Below are 13,554 nucleotides of genomic sequence, written 5' to 3' on the forward strand. Positions count from 1 at the left end.
CGCGAAATCCAAGCGGGAGGCAAAAGAAAAGGCCGACCGCGCGGGCGATCGGCCTTTGAACGAAGCGCGTGGGCGTCAGCCGCCGGCCACCGGCAGCGGAATCGGCTGCGGGCCCAGGGCCACGCGCCGCGAATCGGGCCGCTCCACCACCCGGTCCGCATAGGGCAGCTCCAGGCGCTCCCACACGTCCGACAGCGCCTTGGCGAGGTGCGCGATGAGCGCGTCGTCGTGGAAGGGGGTGGGCGTGATGCGCAGGCGCTCGGTGCCGCGCGGCACGGTGGGGTAGTTGATGGGCTGGATGTAGATGCCGTATTCGGCGAGAAGCAGGTCGCTCGCCATCTTGCAGGCCTTGGCGTCGCCCACCATCACCGGCACGATGTGGGTGGGGGTTTCCATCTGCGGCAGGCCGGCGGCGGCGAGCGCGGCCTTCACCTTGGCCACCTGGGCCCGCTGGCCCTCGCGCTCCGCCTGGGAGGACTTGAGGTGGCGCACCGAGGCAGTCGCGGCCGCGGCCACGGCGGGGGGCAGGGCGGTGGTGAAGATGAAGCCCGGCGCGTAGGAGCGCACCGCGTCGATGACGACGCGCTTGCCGGTGATGTAGCCGCCGACCACGCCGAACGCCTTGCCCAGCGTGCCCTCGATCACGTCGATGCGGTGCATGACACCGTCGCGCTCGGCCACGCCGCCGCCGCGCTCGCCGTACATGCCGACGGCATGGACCTCGTCGAGATAGGTCATGGCGCCGTATTTTTCCGCGAGATCGCAGATGCCGGCCATGGGGGCAATGTCGCCATCCATGGAATAGACGCTCTCGAAGGCGATGAGCTTCGGCCGGTCGCCGGCCGCCTTCAGCAGCTCTTCCAGGTGGTCGAGGTCGTTGTGGCGGAAGATGGCCTTCTGCCGCCCGCCGTGGCGCACGCCCTCGATCATGGAGTTGTGGTTGAGCTCGTCGGAGAACACCACGCACTCGGGAATGAGCTTCACGATGGTGGAGATGCCGGTGTCGTTGGAGATGTAGCCGGAGGTGAAGACCAGCCCCTGCTCCTTGCCGTGCAGGTCCGCCAGCTCGCGCTCCAGCGTCACGATCTCGTGGCTGTTGCCGGAGATGTTTCGGGTGCCGCCGGCGCCGGCGCCACGGGCCTGGGCCGCCTCGCACATGGCGTCAATCACCTTCGGGTGGCTGCCCATGCCCAGATAGTCGTTGGAGCACCACACCACGATGTCGCGCGGACCGCCCGGAGAGTGCCACACGGCGCGCGGAAAGTGACGTGCGTCACGCTCAATCTCGGCGAAGGTGCGGTAGCGGCGCTCCTTGCGCAGAGCGTCGATGGCATCAGCGAAGAAATGATCGTAATTCATTCCGGACCCTGCAGCGGCGCACGGATCGCGGGCGCACGATCCGGCGTTCTTTTCATGCTTATAGATACACCTTGCTCCTTGTATTGATACCAATCAAGGCCGGGCGGGCCATGCGCGGCGATCCGGCGCGCCTGCTGCCCGGAGAGCGGCGCCGCGCAATGGTTTGCCGGCGCCCGGAAGCCGCCTTGATTTTCATCAAAATGCCTCTTGCGCCGGCAGGCGGAATCCCCTAAATCCCGCTCGCCCAAATTCGCACGTGCCTGTGGTCGCGTGTCGGTCGGTAGGATCTCCGGACAAGAGGCCGGAAAGCTGCCAGGCGACCGATAGCCGGAGGGAACCGGCCCACCCCGCTCCTCAAATGCGGGGGACGTGACTTGAAGCAACGACGTAAGGGCTTTTTTGGTCTCAGCCGTCCCTCCAAAGGTCGGCGACACTGAAGAGGCGCTACATCTTGCCGGCCGTGCGGAGCGGGAATTCCCCTCTCCGAACGTGCGCAGTCTTTCCTCCCGCGGGGCATCTGCTCCCGCGGGGCTGAGCGACTGCCGTTCGGTCCCATGATGCGGCCGGTTGAGAGACCGGCGAAGCGGGCATGACCCGTGGTCGTTCCGGCGTGTCCACATCGCCGCCCGGCTGCAGGTGCGTGCCCCGAACGGGCCACCATTCCACCTTCGTGGCGAAGGCGGAAGCGGGTTCGTTCGTCCTGTCGGCGCGCGGCCTTGCCGCGCTTCAGAAGCTTCAGGTCACGGGGAGGACACCATGACCGACCGCATCCGCGAGTTCCTGCGTACCCGACGAGAGGATGGCCCCTGCGTGGTGGTGGACCTGGACGTGGTCCGCACCAATTACCAGGCCTTCGCCCGCGCCCTGCCCGACACCCGCGTGTTCTACGCGGTGAAGGCCAACCCCGACGCCGCCATCCTGAAGGCGCTGGAGGAGATGGGCTCCTGCTTCGATTGCGCCTCCACCGGCGAGATCGACATGGTGCTCGCCACCGGCGCCGGGCCGGAGCGCATCTCTTTCGGCAACACCATCAAGAAGGAGCGCGACATCGAGCGCGCCTACCGCCTGGGCGTGCGCCTGTTCGCGGTCGATTCCTACGAAGAGGTGGAGAAGGTCGCGCGCGTGGCGCCCCGCTCCAAGGTGTTCTGCCGCATCCTGTGCGACGGCGCGGGCGCCGAATGGCCGCTCTCGCGCAAGTTCGGCTGCGAGCCGGAGCTGGCGGTGGAGGTGCTGGAGCATGCCCACCGCCTGGGCCTTTCGGCCCATGGGGTGTCCTTCCACGTGGGCTCCCAGCAGAAGAACGTGCATGCCTGGGACAGCGCCCTCGCTTCCGCCGCGAAGATCTTCCGCGCGTGCGCCGAGCGCGGCATCTCGCTCTCCATGGTGAACCTGGGCGGCGGCTTCCCCACCCGCTACCTGCAGGACGTGCCGGCGGCGAAGTCCTACGGTGAGGCCATCTTCTCCTCGCTGCGCAAGCATTTTGGAAACCGTATTCCCGAGACCATTATGGAGCCGGGGCGCGGCATGGTGGGCAACGCCGGCCTCATCGAGGCCGAGGTGGTGCTCATCTCCAGGAAGGCCGACACCGACGCCATGCGCTGGGTCTATCTCGACATCGGCAAGTTCGGCGGTCTCGCCGAGACCATGGACGAGGCGATCCGCTACCCGCTGCGCACTCCGCGCGACGGGGACGACACGGCGCCTTGCGTGCTCGCCGGCCCCACCTGCGATTCGGCCGACGTCCTCTATGAGAAGACGCCCATCGAGCTGCCTTTGTCGCTCGCCATCGGCGACAAGGTCATTATCGAGGCCTGCGGCGCCTACACCACCACCTATTCGGCGGTGGCGTTCAACGGTTTCCCGCCCCTGCGGTCCTACGTGATCTGATCCGCCCGCGGCGGATGCCTCCGCCGCCCGGCAGCCCAGTCAAGCCGGCGGCGTCGCGGCCGGGATGCGCCCGCGCATCCTGCGGCCTGCCCTGCGCCTACCGGCGCGAGGCTCCCCCGGCAACGGCTCGTGCCGCCCGGAGGCGATGAGGAGGGGGTGTCCCCTCGTCTTCCGCACCGTCCCCTTCCAAGGCTGAAGCCTCCTTCAGCCCGGCCGCCCCGCGCGGCCGGGGACGGCATTCTTCACGTCTCGGCTTTGGCACGGGAGGTGCCGATGACTGACATTGTGCTGGAATCCGTGGAAGATGCGCCCGCGCGCGAGGCCCTGCTCGACCTATGCATGGGCGAGGACCGGCGGGCCAAGTCCTCCGAGCGCCTGCGCGAGGGCCGCTTGCCGGCGGCGGGGCTTGCGTTTTCGGCGCATGGACCGGACGGCCGGCTGGTGGGCACCGTGCGGCTGTGGAACGTCTCGGCCGGGCCGGGCATGCCGGCGCTGCTGCTGGGGCCGCTCGCGGTGCATCCTTGGTTCCGCAAGGACGGCCTCGGCGGCGCCCTCATGCACGCGGCCCTCGACGCCGCCCGCGAGGAGGGCCACGGCGCCGTGGTGCTGGTGGGTGATGCACCCTATTACGCGCGCTTCGGCTTTTCCACCGCCGGCACCGGCGACCTCTGGATGCCCGGCCCGTTCGCCCGGGACCGCCTGCTGGGCCTAGAGCTGAAGGCCGGGGCCCTCGCCGGCGCGCATGGGCTTATCAGCCCCACGGGCGTCGAGATCGCCCGTCCCTCCCTCGCCGAGCTCATCGCCAGCGCGCAGCGCCGCTCAGCCTGAGCCCACGCCCGCTGGCCCCCGGCGGCTTCAGATGCGTTCCGCGCCGCCCGCCGCGTGCGCGGCGCCCTGATCCAGGGCGGGCACGGGAGCCGGTGGCAGCGGCACGGAAGCAGAGCCCCTTTTCCCCCGCGCTTCGCGCGGACGCCGGGAAACGGGGCTTTGCCTATTGCGGCCGGTGCGGGCGTTAGTGCGGTCCTTCCGATCCATAGCGACCGCTTGCGGCATGTCATCCCGCAGGCCCGTGCGCCGGGCCCATGGGTCTTCGGCCATGCCCGCGGGGGGCTGGACGAAACCCGCTTGGCGCCGATTGAAAACCGGGCCGATGGTCCCGGACATAAAAAACCCCTCCTCCCGGTCGGGAGGAGGGGCAGCGATGGCACCGCGCGCGGTTCAGCGCACGATGATGTTCTTGAACTGCCAGGGGTCCTCGAGGTCGATGTCCTCCTGGAACAGCTTCTGGCGGTCGGTCAGGGGCGTCCAGTCGGTGTAGATGCCTTCCACCGGGCCGAGATAGGGCGTCTGCACCGCGAGGCAGCGATGGAAGTCGATCTCGTCGGCCTCGACGATGCCCGCGTTCGGGTTCTCCAGCGCCCACACCATGCCCGCGAGCACGGCGGAAGACACCTGGAGACCGGTGGCGTTCTGATAGGGCGCGAGCTCGCGGGCCTGCTCGATGGAGAGGCGGGAGCCGAACCAGTAGGCGTTCTTCGCGTGGCCGTAGATGAGCACGCCAAGCTCGTCGATGCCGTCGATGATCTCGTGCTCGCCCAGGATCTTCCACTTGCCCTGGAAGTGCCAGCCGTTGCCGAACATCTCGTGCAGCGACAGCACCGCGTCGTTGCAGGGATGATAGGCGTAGTGGCAGGTGGGGCGGTAGACGACGTTCTCCCCATCGCGGACCGTCAGGTAGTCGGCGATGGAGATGGCCTCGTTATGGGTGACGAGGAAGCCGTATTGCGGGCCCGGCGTGGGCGTCCAGGTGCGCACGCGGGTGGCGGCGCCGGGGGAGAGCAGGTAGATGGCTGCGCCGCAGCCCTCCTCGTGGGTGCGGGCCTCCGGCGGCAGCGCCTTCTCGTGGGTGCCCCAGCCGAGCTCGGCGGGCTGCAGCCCCTCGGAGACGAAGCCTTCCACCGACCACGTGTTCCAGAACTCGCCCATGGCCTTGGGATCGCGCGAGCGCTGGGTGTCGCGCTCGGCCACATGGATGCCCTTCACGCCCAGGGCGCGGGCGAACTGGGCCCATTCCTCGCGGCTGGTGGGCTCAGGCCGGTCCAGGCCGGTGTCGGCGGCGATGTTGAGCAGGGCCTGCTTCACGAACCAGGAAACCATGCCCGGATTGGCGCCGCAGGTGGAGACCGCGGTGGTGCCACCGGGGTTGCGGCGGCGGGCGTCGAGCAGGCTCTCGCGCAGCGCGTAATTGGTGCGCTCCGCATTGTCGACGGTCTCGTCGAAGTAGAAGCCCTTCCAGGGCTCGGTCACGGTGTCCACGTAGAGCGCGCCGACCTCGCGGGTGAGCTCCATGACCGCCACCGAGGACACGTCCACGGAGAGGTTGACGCAGAAACCCTGGCCGCTGCCGTTGGTGAGCAGGGGAGTGAGAAGCTCGCGGTAGTTCTCGGCCGTCACCTCGGCCTGGATGTAGCGGATGCCGCGGGCATCGAGCAAGGTGCGGTGCTCCGCCACCGGGTCGATCACCACCATGCGCTCACGGTCGAAGTCGAAGTGCCGTTCGATCAGCGGCAGCGTGCCGCGACCGATGGAACCGAAACCGATCATCACGATGGGGCCGTCGATCGTCGCGTGTACCGGCCAGTCGCTCATAATATGGAACACTCCTCCTGAATGGGCTGTCCATCTGGTGGACCGGGGCACCATGGGGGATGCAAAGCGGTGCCGTCAACAGACATTCCGCCGCGCCGCGCGCGCCGCTGCATGAAATTGCGGCAGGAGGTGCCATCGCATCTGGCCCGCTCCACTTGGAGGCAGCTTTAGATCCAGCATTTCCTGCTGCGTTGCGGCCCAGGGATGACTGCCGGAGCGCCGCAACTTGTAATCAGTGGCGGGCCTTGATGAAAGTTATCCTGCCACGGCGCTGCGCGTCATAATAACTTCATTTGTATTTTTCTGCGTTTTCCGGGCATTTTTGCTGTCCGGCGTTGACGCCTTTTCTTTCTCGGCGCGTCGGCCGGCATCGCCGCAAGAGGCGTGTGGCGTCAGGCGCCGGAAGGGCGCGGCCCGGCCGCCTGGCGGGGCATCGCGTCGACCCGCCGCAGTTCCGGGAAGAGGCGCATCCAGGCCGCAACCACCACCAGCGTGCCGATACCGCCTACCAGCCCGGCGCCCACCGGCCCGAGCAGCGCCGCCACCATGCCGGATTCGAACTCGCCGAGCTGGTTGGAGGTGCCGATGAACAGGGAGTTCACCGCGCTCACCCGCCCGCGCATCTCGTCCGGCGTGGAGAGTTGTACCAGCGAGGAGCGGATGACCACGCTCACATTGTCGGCCGCGCCGGTAACGAGCAGGGCGAGGAGCGAGAGGGTGAAGCTCTGCGAGAGGGCGAACACGATGGTGGCGACGCCGAACACCGCCACCGCCGCGAACATGGTGGGGCCCACCGCCCGGCTCAGGGGCAGGCGCATCAGCACCAGAGACATCAGCATGGCGCCTACCGCCGGTGCCGCCCGCAGCAGGCCCATGCCTTCGGCGCCCACGTGGAGCACGTCCCGCGCGAACATGGGCAGCAGGGCGGTGATGCCGCCCAGCAGCACCGCGAACAGGTCCAGCGAGATGGAGCCGAGCACCACCTTCTGCCGCCGGATGAAGGAGAGCCCCGCCAGCAGCGAGGCGAGCGTCAGTGGCCCGCGCCGTTCCCGGGGCGCGCGATGGCGGATGGCGAGGATGGCGAGGGTCGCCGCGCCGTAGAAGGTGGCGGCGCCGATGATGGGCGCGACCGGCCCCAGCACATAGGCGAGGCCGCCCAGCGCCGGGCCGATGATGGTGGCGGTCTGGATGGCGGAGGAGGAGACAGCGAGCGCTTTGGGCAGCGCCGCGCCCGGCACCAGCCGCGGCAGCAGGGCAGAGAGGGTGGGATGCTCGAACGCCCGCACTGCGCCGATGACCGCGACCGCCCCGTAGAGGCCGGCGATGCCCACCGCGCCGGTGGCGAGCCCGGCCGCGAGCCCCGCGAGGGTGGCGGTGGCGACGGCGAGGCTGGTGGCGACGATGCGTCGCCGGTCGAAGGTGTCGGCCACATGGCCCACCAGCAGCGACAGGCCGAGCATGGGCAGGAACTGGCACAGGCCCACCAGCCCGAGCGCCACGGCGCTGCCGGTGATCTCGTAGATGAGCCAGCCGATGGCGACGCCCAGCATCTGGAAGGCGAGGGAGGAGGCCACCCGGCCGATCCAGAACAGGATGAAGTCCGGATGGTCGCGCAGGCGGGCGTCGGTGGGCTGGGTCACGTGCGGGCTCCGGCGGGGGCGGCCGCTCAGGCGATCCCGTCGGAGCCTGTTGAAGCGAAGCGGATGCCGGCGCGCAAGGAAAAAGCGCGCCGGCTCCGGCGTGGGTCAGTCGCTGGCGAGGATGTGGTTGCGAACAATGGGATAGACCTGCCCCGCCCACTTGCGCCCGGAGAACACGCCGTAATGGCCGACGCCCGCCTGCATGTGGTGGCGCTTGCGGTGCGGGCGCAGGTTGCGGCAGATGTCCTGCGCGGCCACGGTCTGGCCGAGGGAGCAGATGTCGTCCCGCTCGCCTTCCACCGTGAGCAGGGCGGTGCGGCGGATGGCGCCGAAGTCCAGCGGCCGGCCGCGATAGGTCAGCTCGCCCTTGGGCAGGCGGTATTCCTGGAACACGTAGCGCACGGTCTCGAGATAGAAATCGGCGTCCAGGTCGAGCACCGCGAAGTACTCGTCATAGAAGTTCTTGGTGGTCTCGGCCTTTTCCGCCTCGCCGTCCGCGAGGTCGTTGTAGAGGTCGAAGTGCGCCTTCATGTGGCGGCTGAGGTTCATGCTGACGAAGGCGGAGAGCTGCATGAAGCCGGGGTAGACCCGCCGCCCCGAGCCGGCGAACCCGCGCGGCACCCGCGAGATGAGGTTGCGCTCGAACCACGCCATGGGCTTGGTCATGGCGAGCTTGTTCACCGCCGTGGGATTGATGCGGCAGTCGATGGGCCCGGCCATCAGCGTCATGGAGCGCGGGGTGGCGGGGTTGTTGTCCTGGGCCATGACGGCGGTGGCGACCAGCGCCTGCACGCAGGGCTGGCACACCGCCAGCAGATGCGCGCCCGGTCCCAGGATCTCCAGGAAGCGGATGACGTGCTCCACGTACTCGTCGAAGCCGAAGCGACCGGCGGAGAGGGGCACGTCGCGGGCGTTGTGCCAGTCGGTGATGTAGACGTCGTGGTCCGGCAGCAGGGTCTTGACCGTGTTGACAAGCAGGGTCGCGAAATGGCCGGAGAGGGGCGCCACCACCAGCACCCGGGGCTGGGCCACGTCGGTGTCCTTACGGAAGCGCAGGAGGGTGCCGAAGGGCAGGACGGCGGTCTTCTCCTCCCGCACGGCCACGTTCTGGTTGCCCACCTCCACGGTGCGGATGCCGAAATCGGGCCGGGCGTGGCTGAGGCCGGCGCGCTCCACCAGCTCGCAGGCGGCGGAGAAGTGGCGCAGCCCGGCGTGGGCGTAGCCGTTGACGAGGGGACCATTGATGGTCTGGCGGGCGAGCCCGGCGGCAAAGCGCATGGGCTGCATCAGGTCGGCCTGGGTCTGGTATGCCAGATACATCATGGCACCCTGCACCAACGGGCGCCGGCAGATGCCGGCCGCATCGAACACAGCAGAGACCCGGTCATATGGCTGAACCATCCTTCCGCTTCATCCCCGTCTGCCATGTCCGCACGCCGGAGATGAAACCTTAAGTTATTGTCGCAGGGGCACTTTTTCTCTTTCCTGGTGGCGAGATCAGTTGTACCTGTTGAAAGAGATATTGAAGCGGGGCGTGGTGCATTGCAACATGCTTCGTATCGGGGATCTAAGGTTCGTCGTTGCCGCCCCTGCGGCCCCGGCGCCAGGAGCCCCGCAAACATCCCTCCGTCGTCCCGAAGCCCGTGAAACAGCCGAGGCGCATGGCAAGCATGGCAACTCTCACCATCTCCAGCAAGAATTACTCATCCTGGTCGCTGCGCGGCTGGCTCTTGTGCAGGATGGCGGGCCTCGCCTTCGAGGAGGAGCGCGTGCCGGTGGACGACCCCGGCGCGCGGGCGGAGCTGCTGCTGCTGTCGCCGTCCTTCCTGGTGCCGCGCCTGGTGCTCGACGACATCACCGTCTGGGACACGCTCGCCATCGGCTCCGTCCTGGCCGAGATCTTCCCGGAGGCGGGGCTGCTGCCGGCGGACCGGGCGGTGCGCGCGCACTGCCTCTCCATCTCCGGCGAGATGCATTCGGGCTTCGCCAACCTGCGCTCGGCGCTGCCCATGAACATCAAGGCCCGCTATCCCGGCTTCAAGGTCTGGGCCGGCGCCCAGGCCGACATCGACCGCATCCTGGCCATCTGGCGCGGCTCCCTCACCGCCCACGGCGGCCCGTTCCTGATGGGCGCGACGCCGACCCTGGCCGACGCCATGTATGCTCCGGTCTGTTCGCGCTTCACCACCTACGACGTGCCGCTCGACGCCGAGACCGCCGCCTATCGCGACCGGATCATGGCGTTGCCCGCCATGCAGGAGTGGATCGCCGGCGCCTTCGAGGAGCCCGAGGAGCTGGAAGAGCTCGACGTGGAGTTCTGATCCGCCGACCGGCTACGGCGTGTCGCCGGGCCGGGTGATGGAGCGTGGGCCGTCTTCGGCGCCATGATCCGGTTGCATGCGCGGCGTGGGTGCGATTGCAACCTGTGCGTGCTGGTGGATGTGGCATGACCGACCGATACCTCCCGCCCGCGGTGCCGGAGCCGGATTCCGTCGCGCTCCCCGGGGAATGGCGTCCCGGCCGGCGGCCTTTGTGGCATCGGGCCGGGCGCGCCGCGGAGCCGCGAGGATCCGTCCAGGATCACCGCCAGACCATGTCCTGCCAGAGGTTTCCATCGATGGCGTCTTCCGCTCGTCTCCTGAAGTTCCCCCGCGTTTCCGCGTTGATGCTGGCGCTCGGCCTCGCTGCCGCGGGCGGCGCCGATGCGCTGGCGCAGGCCGCCGCCCCCGCGCAGACGACTGCTCCCGCGCAGGCCAAGAAGCCCGCGCCGGCGACAGCGCCCACGCCCGCCGCCGCCGAGGCCAACCCGCAGGCCACCACCGCCACCTATGGCGACTGGACGGTGCGCTGCGTGGCTGCCCAGCCGCAGGGCGGAAAGGTCTGCGAGGCGGCCACCGGCGTCCAGGCCCAGGGCCAGCAGGGGCTGCTGGCGCAGGTGGTGGTGGGGCGCCTCGCCAAGGACCAGCCGCCGCGCCTCGTGGTGCAGCTTCCCGCCGGCGTGTTCCTGCCGCCGGGTGCGACCCTCTATCTCGACGAGAAGACCCAGAGCGGCATCGACACCGCCTTCTCCACCTGCCCGCGCAGCTGCTTCGCCGATGTCGAGCTGAAGGCCGACCAGCTCGCCGCCCTGAAGGCGACCAAGGGGCCGGGCCGGCTGGAATTCGTGGACGGTGCCCGCAAGCGGGTGGCGGTGCCCATTTCCTTCAACGGTTTCGCCGCCGCCGCCGACGCGGCCCTCAACGCCAAGGATTGATCTGCCTGCCGGCGCCCGAAGGGACAGGCTGCCGCGGAAGTCGGCGCGTTCTTCCGTGCGGGCCGGCGGCCCTGGGCGGGGCCGGCAGCGATGTGCTATATGCCGTTGCGTCGGGCTCCGTGGGGCCCGGCGCCCTCTGTCGCGCCGCGGCTTCACGCGGCCGGCGCGCGTGGGCTCACCAGTTTCGGCTGAATGTCTCGACCCTCGGGGCGGGACCTGGGCAAGGGAGAAGACTATGAAGGCGGCTCTCATCGCGGGTGCCATGGCGCTCGCTCTCGCCGGTTGCAGCGAGTATTCCCGTCAGGACCGCGCCGTGGGCGGCGCCCTGCTCGGCGGCGGCGCGGGTGCCGCCATCGGCGCGGCGGCAACCGGCTCCGGCACCGGCGCCCTGGTGGGCGGTCTCATCGGCGCCGGCACCGGCGCCATCATCGGCGCCGAGACCACCCCCAGGGCGTGCTGGGCGCGCGACGCCTACGGCAACCGCTACCAGGTGCAGTGCCGCTGATCCTAAGCCCCGTGGCCGCGCGGCCGGGGGTGCATGGCACGGCGTGCCGCATGTAATGACGAAAGGGCGCTCGGCGGGCGCCCTTTTTTCGTTTCCGGCGAGGCCGCTGCGTCACACCTGCGCGAGGCGGGGCCGGCGGGGAACCGGCGCGATGGTCTCGCGTTATGACCGCGATGACGCGCACGGAGGATGCCATGAAGGAAACGCAACCGGCGGCTGGGCCTGCGCCCTTGCCTGCGCGGCCCGTGAGCGGGGTCCACCGGGGCTACGACACCATGGAGTTCGCCCCGCAGGAATGCGCACGTGACTTTCCGCGCCCCGCGGCGCGGCGCGTCCGGGTGCGGGTGGCGGACGAGGAGCAGGCGCTGCTGCGCCGTGTGGCGGTGGAGTTCTCCGCGAACAACGTGGTCCGCGAGGCGGCCGACGCCGATGCGTCGGAGCCGCTTCTGAGGGACGCTTCCAGCCGGATGTACCGGGATTGAGCCGGCGCCAGGGGGAACATCCGCGCATGGCAGATGCGGGGTTCCCCCATATTGTAACGCCACCGGGGGGGTGCCACACCGGGCGCGCCGGGCGTGGAGGTGGAAAGCCACCTTCGCGCGCGGTGCATGTGTCGCGAGGCTGACGTACGCCGGCGGGTGTTTCCGCTAGGCGAAGTGGGGCGGCCGCGTGACGATCCCATTGCCCTTCCCCAGGATCAGGCAGGACGAGAGAGAGGCCGGCGGCATGCGCACTCCTCATCGACGCGACATCTCCGCGCGGCAGGATCTGCTGGGCCGTGAGCTGCGGCAGCTGTTCGACGACTACAGCCAGGAAGACATGCCGGAAGAGCTGCGTCAGCTCGCGCTCAAGCTGCAGTCGGCGGTGGAGGAACGGCCCGACGCCGCGCCCGTGCAGAGTGACGTGGCCGCAGGGGCCCGGCCGCGCGCCGCCAGCGACGCCACCTCCGTTCCCGCCGGCGAGACCGAGGCGGCGGGCGTGGCGGGTAAGTCCTCCCTTACGGGCTGAATGGCGACGTCGGCGCCGCCGGATACCCGTGAAATCTCGTCCCTCTTAACCTCTCCGCAACGCCGCATCCGCCAGTGTTCCGCCCATGATGCGCGGCGGTCACTGGTATCTTTTTGCTCCGCTCGTCGGCGTGCTCCTCCTCACCGGCTGCCGCTTCGGCGAAAGCGGGCGGGAGGCTTGGCGCGTCGAGGCCGAAGAGCAGTGCCTGGCGGAGAAGGGCGTGGTGCCCTCCGCCTTCATGGAGCCTTTGTCCGCCATTGGCGGCGAGGGCGCCTGCGGCATGGAGCATCCCTTCCGCGTTCATGCCTTCGCCGAGGGCAACGTGGTGGTGGAGCCTTCCGCCCGGCTCGCCTGCCCGGTGATCCGCGAGCTCGACGCCTGGGTGCAGCAGGTGGTGGAGCCGGCCGCCGAGGCGTGGCTGGGCCAGCCGGTGGTGGCTGTTCGCCAGATGTCCTCCTACTCCTGCCGCAACATGAACGGGCAGGCCAACACCAAGATTTCCGAGCACGCCTTCGGCAATGCGCTGGATGTGGGCGCCTTCCGCACCGCCGACGGGCGCTGGATCACCGTCAAGGACGGCTGGAAGGGCAAGCCGGAGGAACGCGGCTTCCTGCTGCAGGTGCAGGCGGGCGCCTGCGACCGCTTCACCACCGTGCTCGCGCCCGGCTCCAACGTCTTCCATTACGACCACATCCATGTGGACCTGATGCGGCACGCCAAGGGCCGCACCATCTGCAAGCCCGCGCCAAAGCCCATGCCGGCTCCCGCCATGGCGGCCATGCAGCCCCTGCCGGCCGCGCTGCCCGCCCAACCGCCGATGCAGCCGGAGCCCCCGCAGGCGGCGCCGGAACCCGTGCCCGAGCCGCCGCGGCCGATGGCGCAGCCGCCGGTCTATGCGCCGCAGCCCGTCTATGCGCCGGACCCGCCCCCTGCGCCGCTGCCGCCCCAGTCGCAGCCCCGCCGCGCCCCAGCGCCCCGGCCGGGGCCGAACCAGCTGCCGCCCGGCTGGCAGGTGGGCCCCGAGGGCCAGCGCCCGCCCGGTCCCATGTCCTATGTGCCCGGCGGTGGCGATGTCACGGGTTCCGTGCCCAAGCGCAAATATTATTCGGCGCCGGCGCCCCAGCCTTCCACCATCCCCCTGCCGCAGGCGCGGGCGGGCGAGGACTGAGGACCCGCCCCCGAGCGACCGCCAACGCCGGGAGTACCGGGCGGGGCGGCACGCCCCGGAACGACGGGGGCGCTCCATGGCACCG

General features: G+C 69.7%; 13 protein-coding genes. 8 read left to right on the forward strand and 5 right to left on the reverse strand.

The features are described 5' to 3' along the window. Nucleotides 1-75: 75 nt before the first annotated feature. Complete coding sequence (gene hemA, locus V5F61_RS15725) at nucleotides 76-1,359, reverse strand: 5-aminolevulinate synthase (RefSeq protein WP_393989418.1); 1,284 nt, start codon at nucleotides 1,357-1,359, stop codon at nucleotides 76-78. Further along, nucleotides 1,356-1,607: a hypothetical protein gene (locus V5F61_RS15730; RefSeq protein ID WP_393989419.1), complete on the reverse strand. Its 252-nt coding sequence runs from the start codon at nucleotides 1,605-1,607 to the stop codon at nucleotides 1,356-1,358. Before V5F61_RS15730 ends, hemA begins: the two co-directional genes overlap by 4 nt. Before the next feature lie 508 nt (nucleotides 1,608-2,115). On the opposite strand from V5F61_RS15730, the gene V5F61_RS15735 reads away from it, so the two are divergent. Then, a complete protein-coding gene (locus V5F61_RS15735) occupies nucleotides 2,116-3,246 on the forward strand; it encodes a type III PLP-dependent enzyme (protein ID WP_393989420.1) in 1,131 nt (376 codons plus the stop codon). A 273-nt stretch (nucleotides 3,247-3,519) separates the two neighbouring features. After that, nucleotides 3,520-4,074 (forward strand): GNAT family N-acetyltransferase, encoded by a 555-nt coding sequence (locus V5F61_RS15740; RefSeq protein WP_393989421.1) that lies wholly within the window; start codon nucleotides 3,520-3,522, stop codon nucleotides 4,072-4,074. A 390-nt stretch (nucleotides 4,075-4,464) separates the two neighbouring features. Here the strand turns inward: V5F61_RS15740 and V5F61_RS15745 are convergent, their stop codons facing one another. The 3 genes from V5F61_RS15745 to V5F61_RS15755 form a co-directional block, all read right to left on the reverse strand. Further along, a complete protein-coding gene (locus tag V5F61_RS15745; protein ID WP_393989422.1) occupies nucleotides 4,465-5,895 on the reverse strand; it encodes a homospermidine synthase in 1,431 nt (476 codons plus the stop codon). A gap of 392 nt (nucleotides 5,896-6,287) precedes the next feature. After that, nucleotides 6,288-7,535: an MFS transporter gene (locus tag V5F61_RS15750; protein ID WP_393989423.1), complete on the reverse strand. Its 1,248-nt coding sequence runs from the start codon at nucleotides 7,533-7,535 to the stop codon at nucleotides 6,288-6,290. Nucleotides 7,536-7,640: 105 nt separating this feature from the next. Beyond that, a complete protein-coding gene (locus V5F61_RS15755) occupies nucleotides 7,641-8,858 on the reverse strand; it encodes a polyhydroxyalkanoate depolymerase (RefSeq protein WP_393989424.1) in 1,218 nt (405 codons plus the stop codon). 347 nt (nucleotides 8,859-9,205) lie between these two features. Here V5F61_RS15755 and V5F61_RS15760 point away from each other — a divergent pair, with 347 nt between their 5' ends. From V5F61_RS15760 to V5F61_RS15785, 6 genes are all read left to right on the forward strand, one after another. Then, nucleotides 9,206-9,856, forward strand: a complete 651-nt coding sequence (locus V5F61_RS15760) for a glutathione S-transferase family protein (protein ID WP_393989425.1) — start codon at nucleotides 9,206-9,208, stop codon at nucleotides 9,854-9,856. A 296-nt stretch (nucleotides 9,857-10,152) separates the two neighbouring features. Continuing rightward, nucleotides 10,153-10,788, forward strand: coding sequence for an invasion associated locus B family protein (locus tag V5F61_RS15765; RefSeq protein WP_393989426.1), 636 nt, complete (start codon nucleotides 10,153-10,155; stop codon nucleotides 10,786-10,788). Between the two features lie 235 nt (nucleotides 10,789-11,023). Next, nucleotides 11,024-11,293 carry a glycine zipper domain-containing protein gene (locus V5F61_RS15770; protein WP_393989427.1) on the forward strand — a complete coding sequence of 90 codons (270 nt, stop codon included), beginning with the start codon at nucleotides 11,024-11,026 and terminating at the stop codon, nucleotides 11,291-11,293. 194 nt (nucleotides 11,294-11,487) lie between these two features. After that, nucleotides 11,488-11,775, forward strand: a complete 288-nt coding sequence (locus tag V5F61_RS15775) for a hypothetical protein (RefSeq protein WP_393989428.1) — start codon at nucleotides 11,488-11,490, stop codon at nucleotides 11,773-11,775. A gap of 244 nt (nucleotides 11,776-12,019) precedes the next feature. Continuing rightward, complete coding sequence (locus V5F61_RS15780) at nucleotides 12,020-12,301, forward strand: hypothetical protein (RefSeq protein WP_393989429.1); 282 nt, start codon at nucleotides 12,020-12,022, stop codon at nucleotides 12,299-12,301. A gap of 85 nt (nucleotides 12,302-12,386) precedes the next feature. Then, nucleotides 12,387-13,469 carry an extensin-like domain-containing protein gene (locus tag V5F61_RS15785; RefSeq protein WP_393989430.1) on the forward strand — a complete coding sequence of 361 codons (1,083 nt, stop codon included), beginning with the start codon at nucleotides 12,387-12,389 and terminating at the stop codon, nucleotides 13,467-13,469. Nucleotides 13,470-13,554: the final 85 nt, after the last annotated feature.

The organism is Xanthobacter sediminis (assembly GCF_043195015.1).
In the GTDB taxonomy this organism is placed as follows: domain Bacteria; phylum Pseudomonadota; class Alphaproteobacteria; order Rhizobiales; family Xanthobacteraceae; genus Xanthobacter.

Bases quoted from the DNA above. Each gene is read 5' to 3' on its own strand.
- V5F61_RS15770 (WP_393989427.1), top strand. From the start codon at position 11,024: ATGAAGGCGGCTCTCATCGCGGGTGCCATGGCGCTCGCTCTCGCCGGT.
- V5F61_RS15780 (WP_393989429.1), top strand. From the start codon at position 12,020: ATGCGCACTCCTCATCGACGCGACATCTCCGCGCGGCAGGATCTGCTG.
- V5F61_RS15775 (WP_393989428.1), top strand. From the start codon at position 11,488: ATGAAGGAAACGCAACCGGCGGCTGGGCCTGCGCCCTTGCCTGCGCGG.
- V5F61_RS15765 (WP_393989426.1), top strand. From the start codon at position 10,153: ATGGCGTCTTCCGCTCGTCTCCTGAAGTTCCCCCGCGTTTCCGCGTTG.
- hemA (WP_393989418.1), bottom strand. From the start codon at position 1,359: ATGAATTACGATCATTTCTTCGCTGATGCCATCGACGCTCTGCGCAAG.
- V5F61_RS15755 (WP_393989424.1), bottom strand. From the start codon at position 8,858: ATGATGTATCTGGCATACCAGACCCAGGCCGACCTGATGCAGCCCATG.
- V5F61_RS15745 (WP_393989422.1), bottom strand. From the start codon at position 5,895: ATGAGCGACTGGCCGGTACACGCGACGATCGACGGCCCCATCGTGATG.
- V5F61_RS15785 (WP_393989430.1), top strand. From the start codon at position 12,387: ATGATGCGCGGCGGTCACTGGTATCTTTTTGCTCCGCTCGTCGGCGTG.
- V5F61_RS15735 (WP_393989420.1), top strand. From the start codon at position 2,116: ATGACCGACCGCATCCGCGAGTTCCTGCGTACCCGACGAGAGGATGGC.
- V5F61_RS15760 (WP_393989425.1), top strand. From the start codon at position 9,206: ATGGCAACTCTCACCATCTCCAGCAAGAATTACTCATCCTGGTCGCTG.
- V5F61_RS15740 (WP_393989421.1), top strand. From the start codon at position 3,520: ATGACTGACATTGTGCTGGAATCCGTGGAAGATGCGCCCGCGCGCGAG.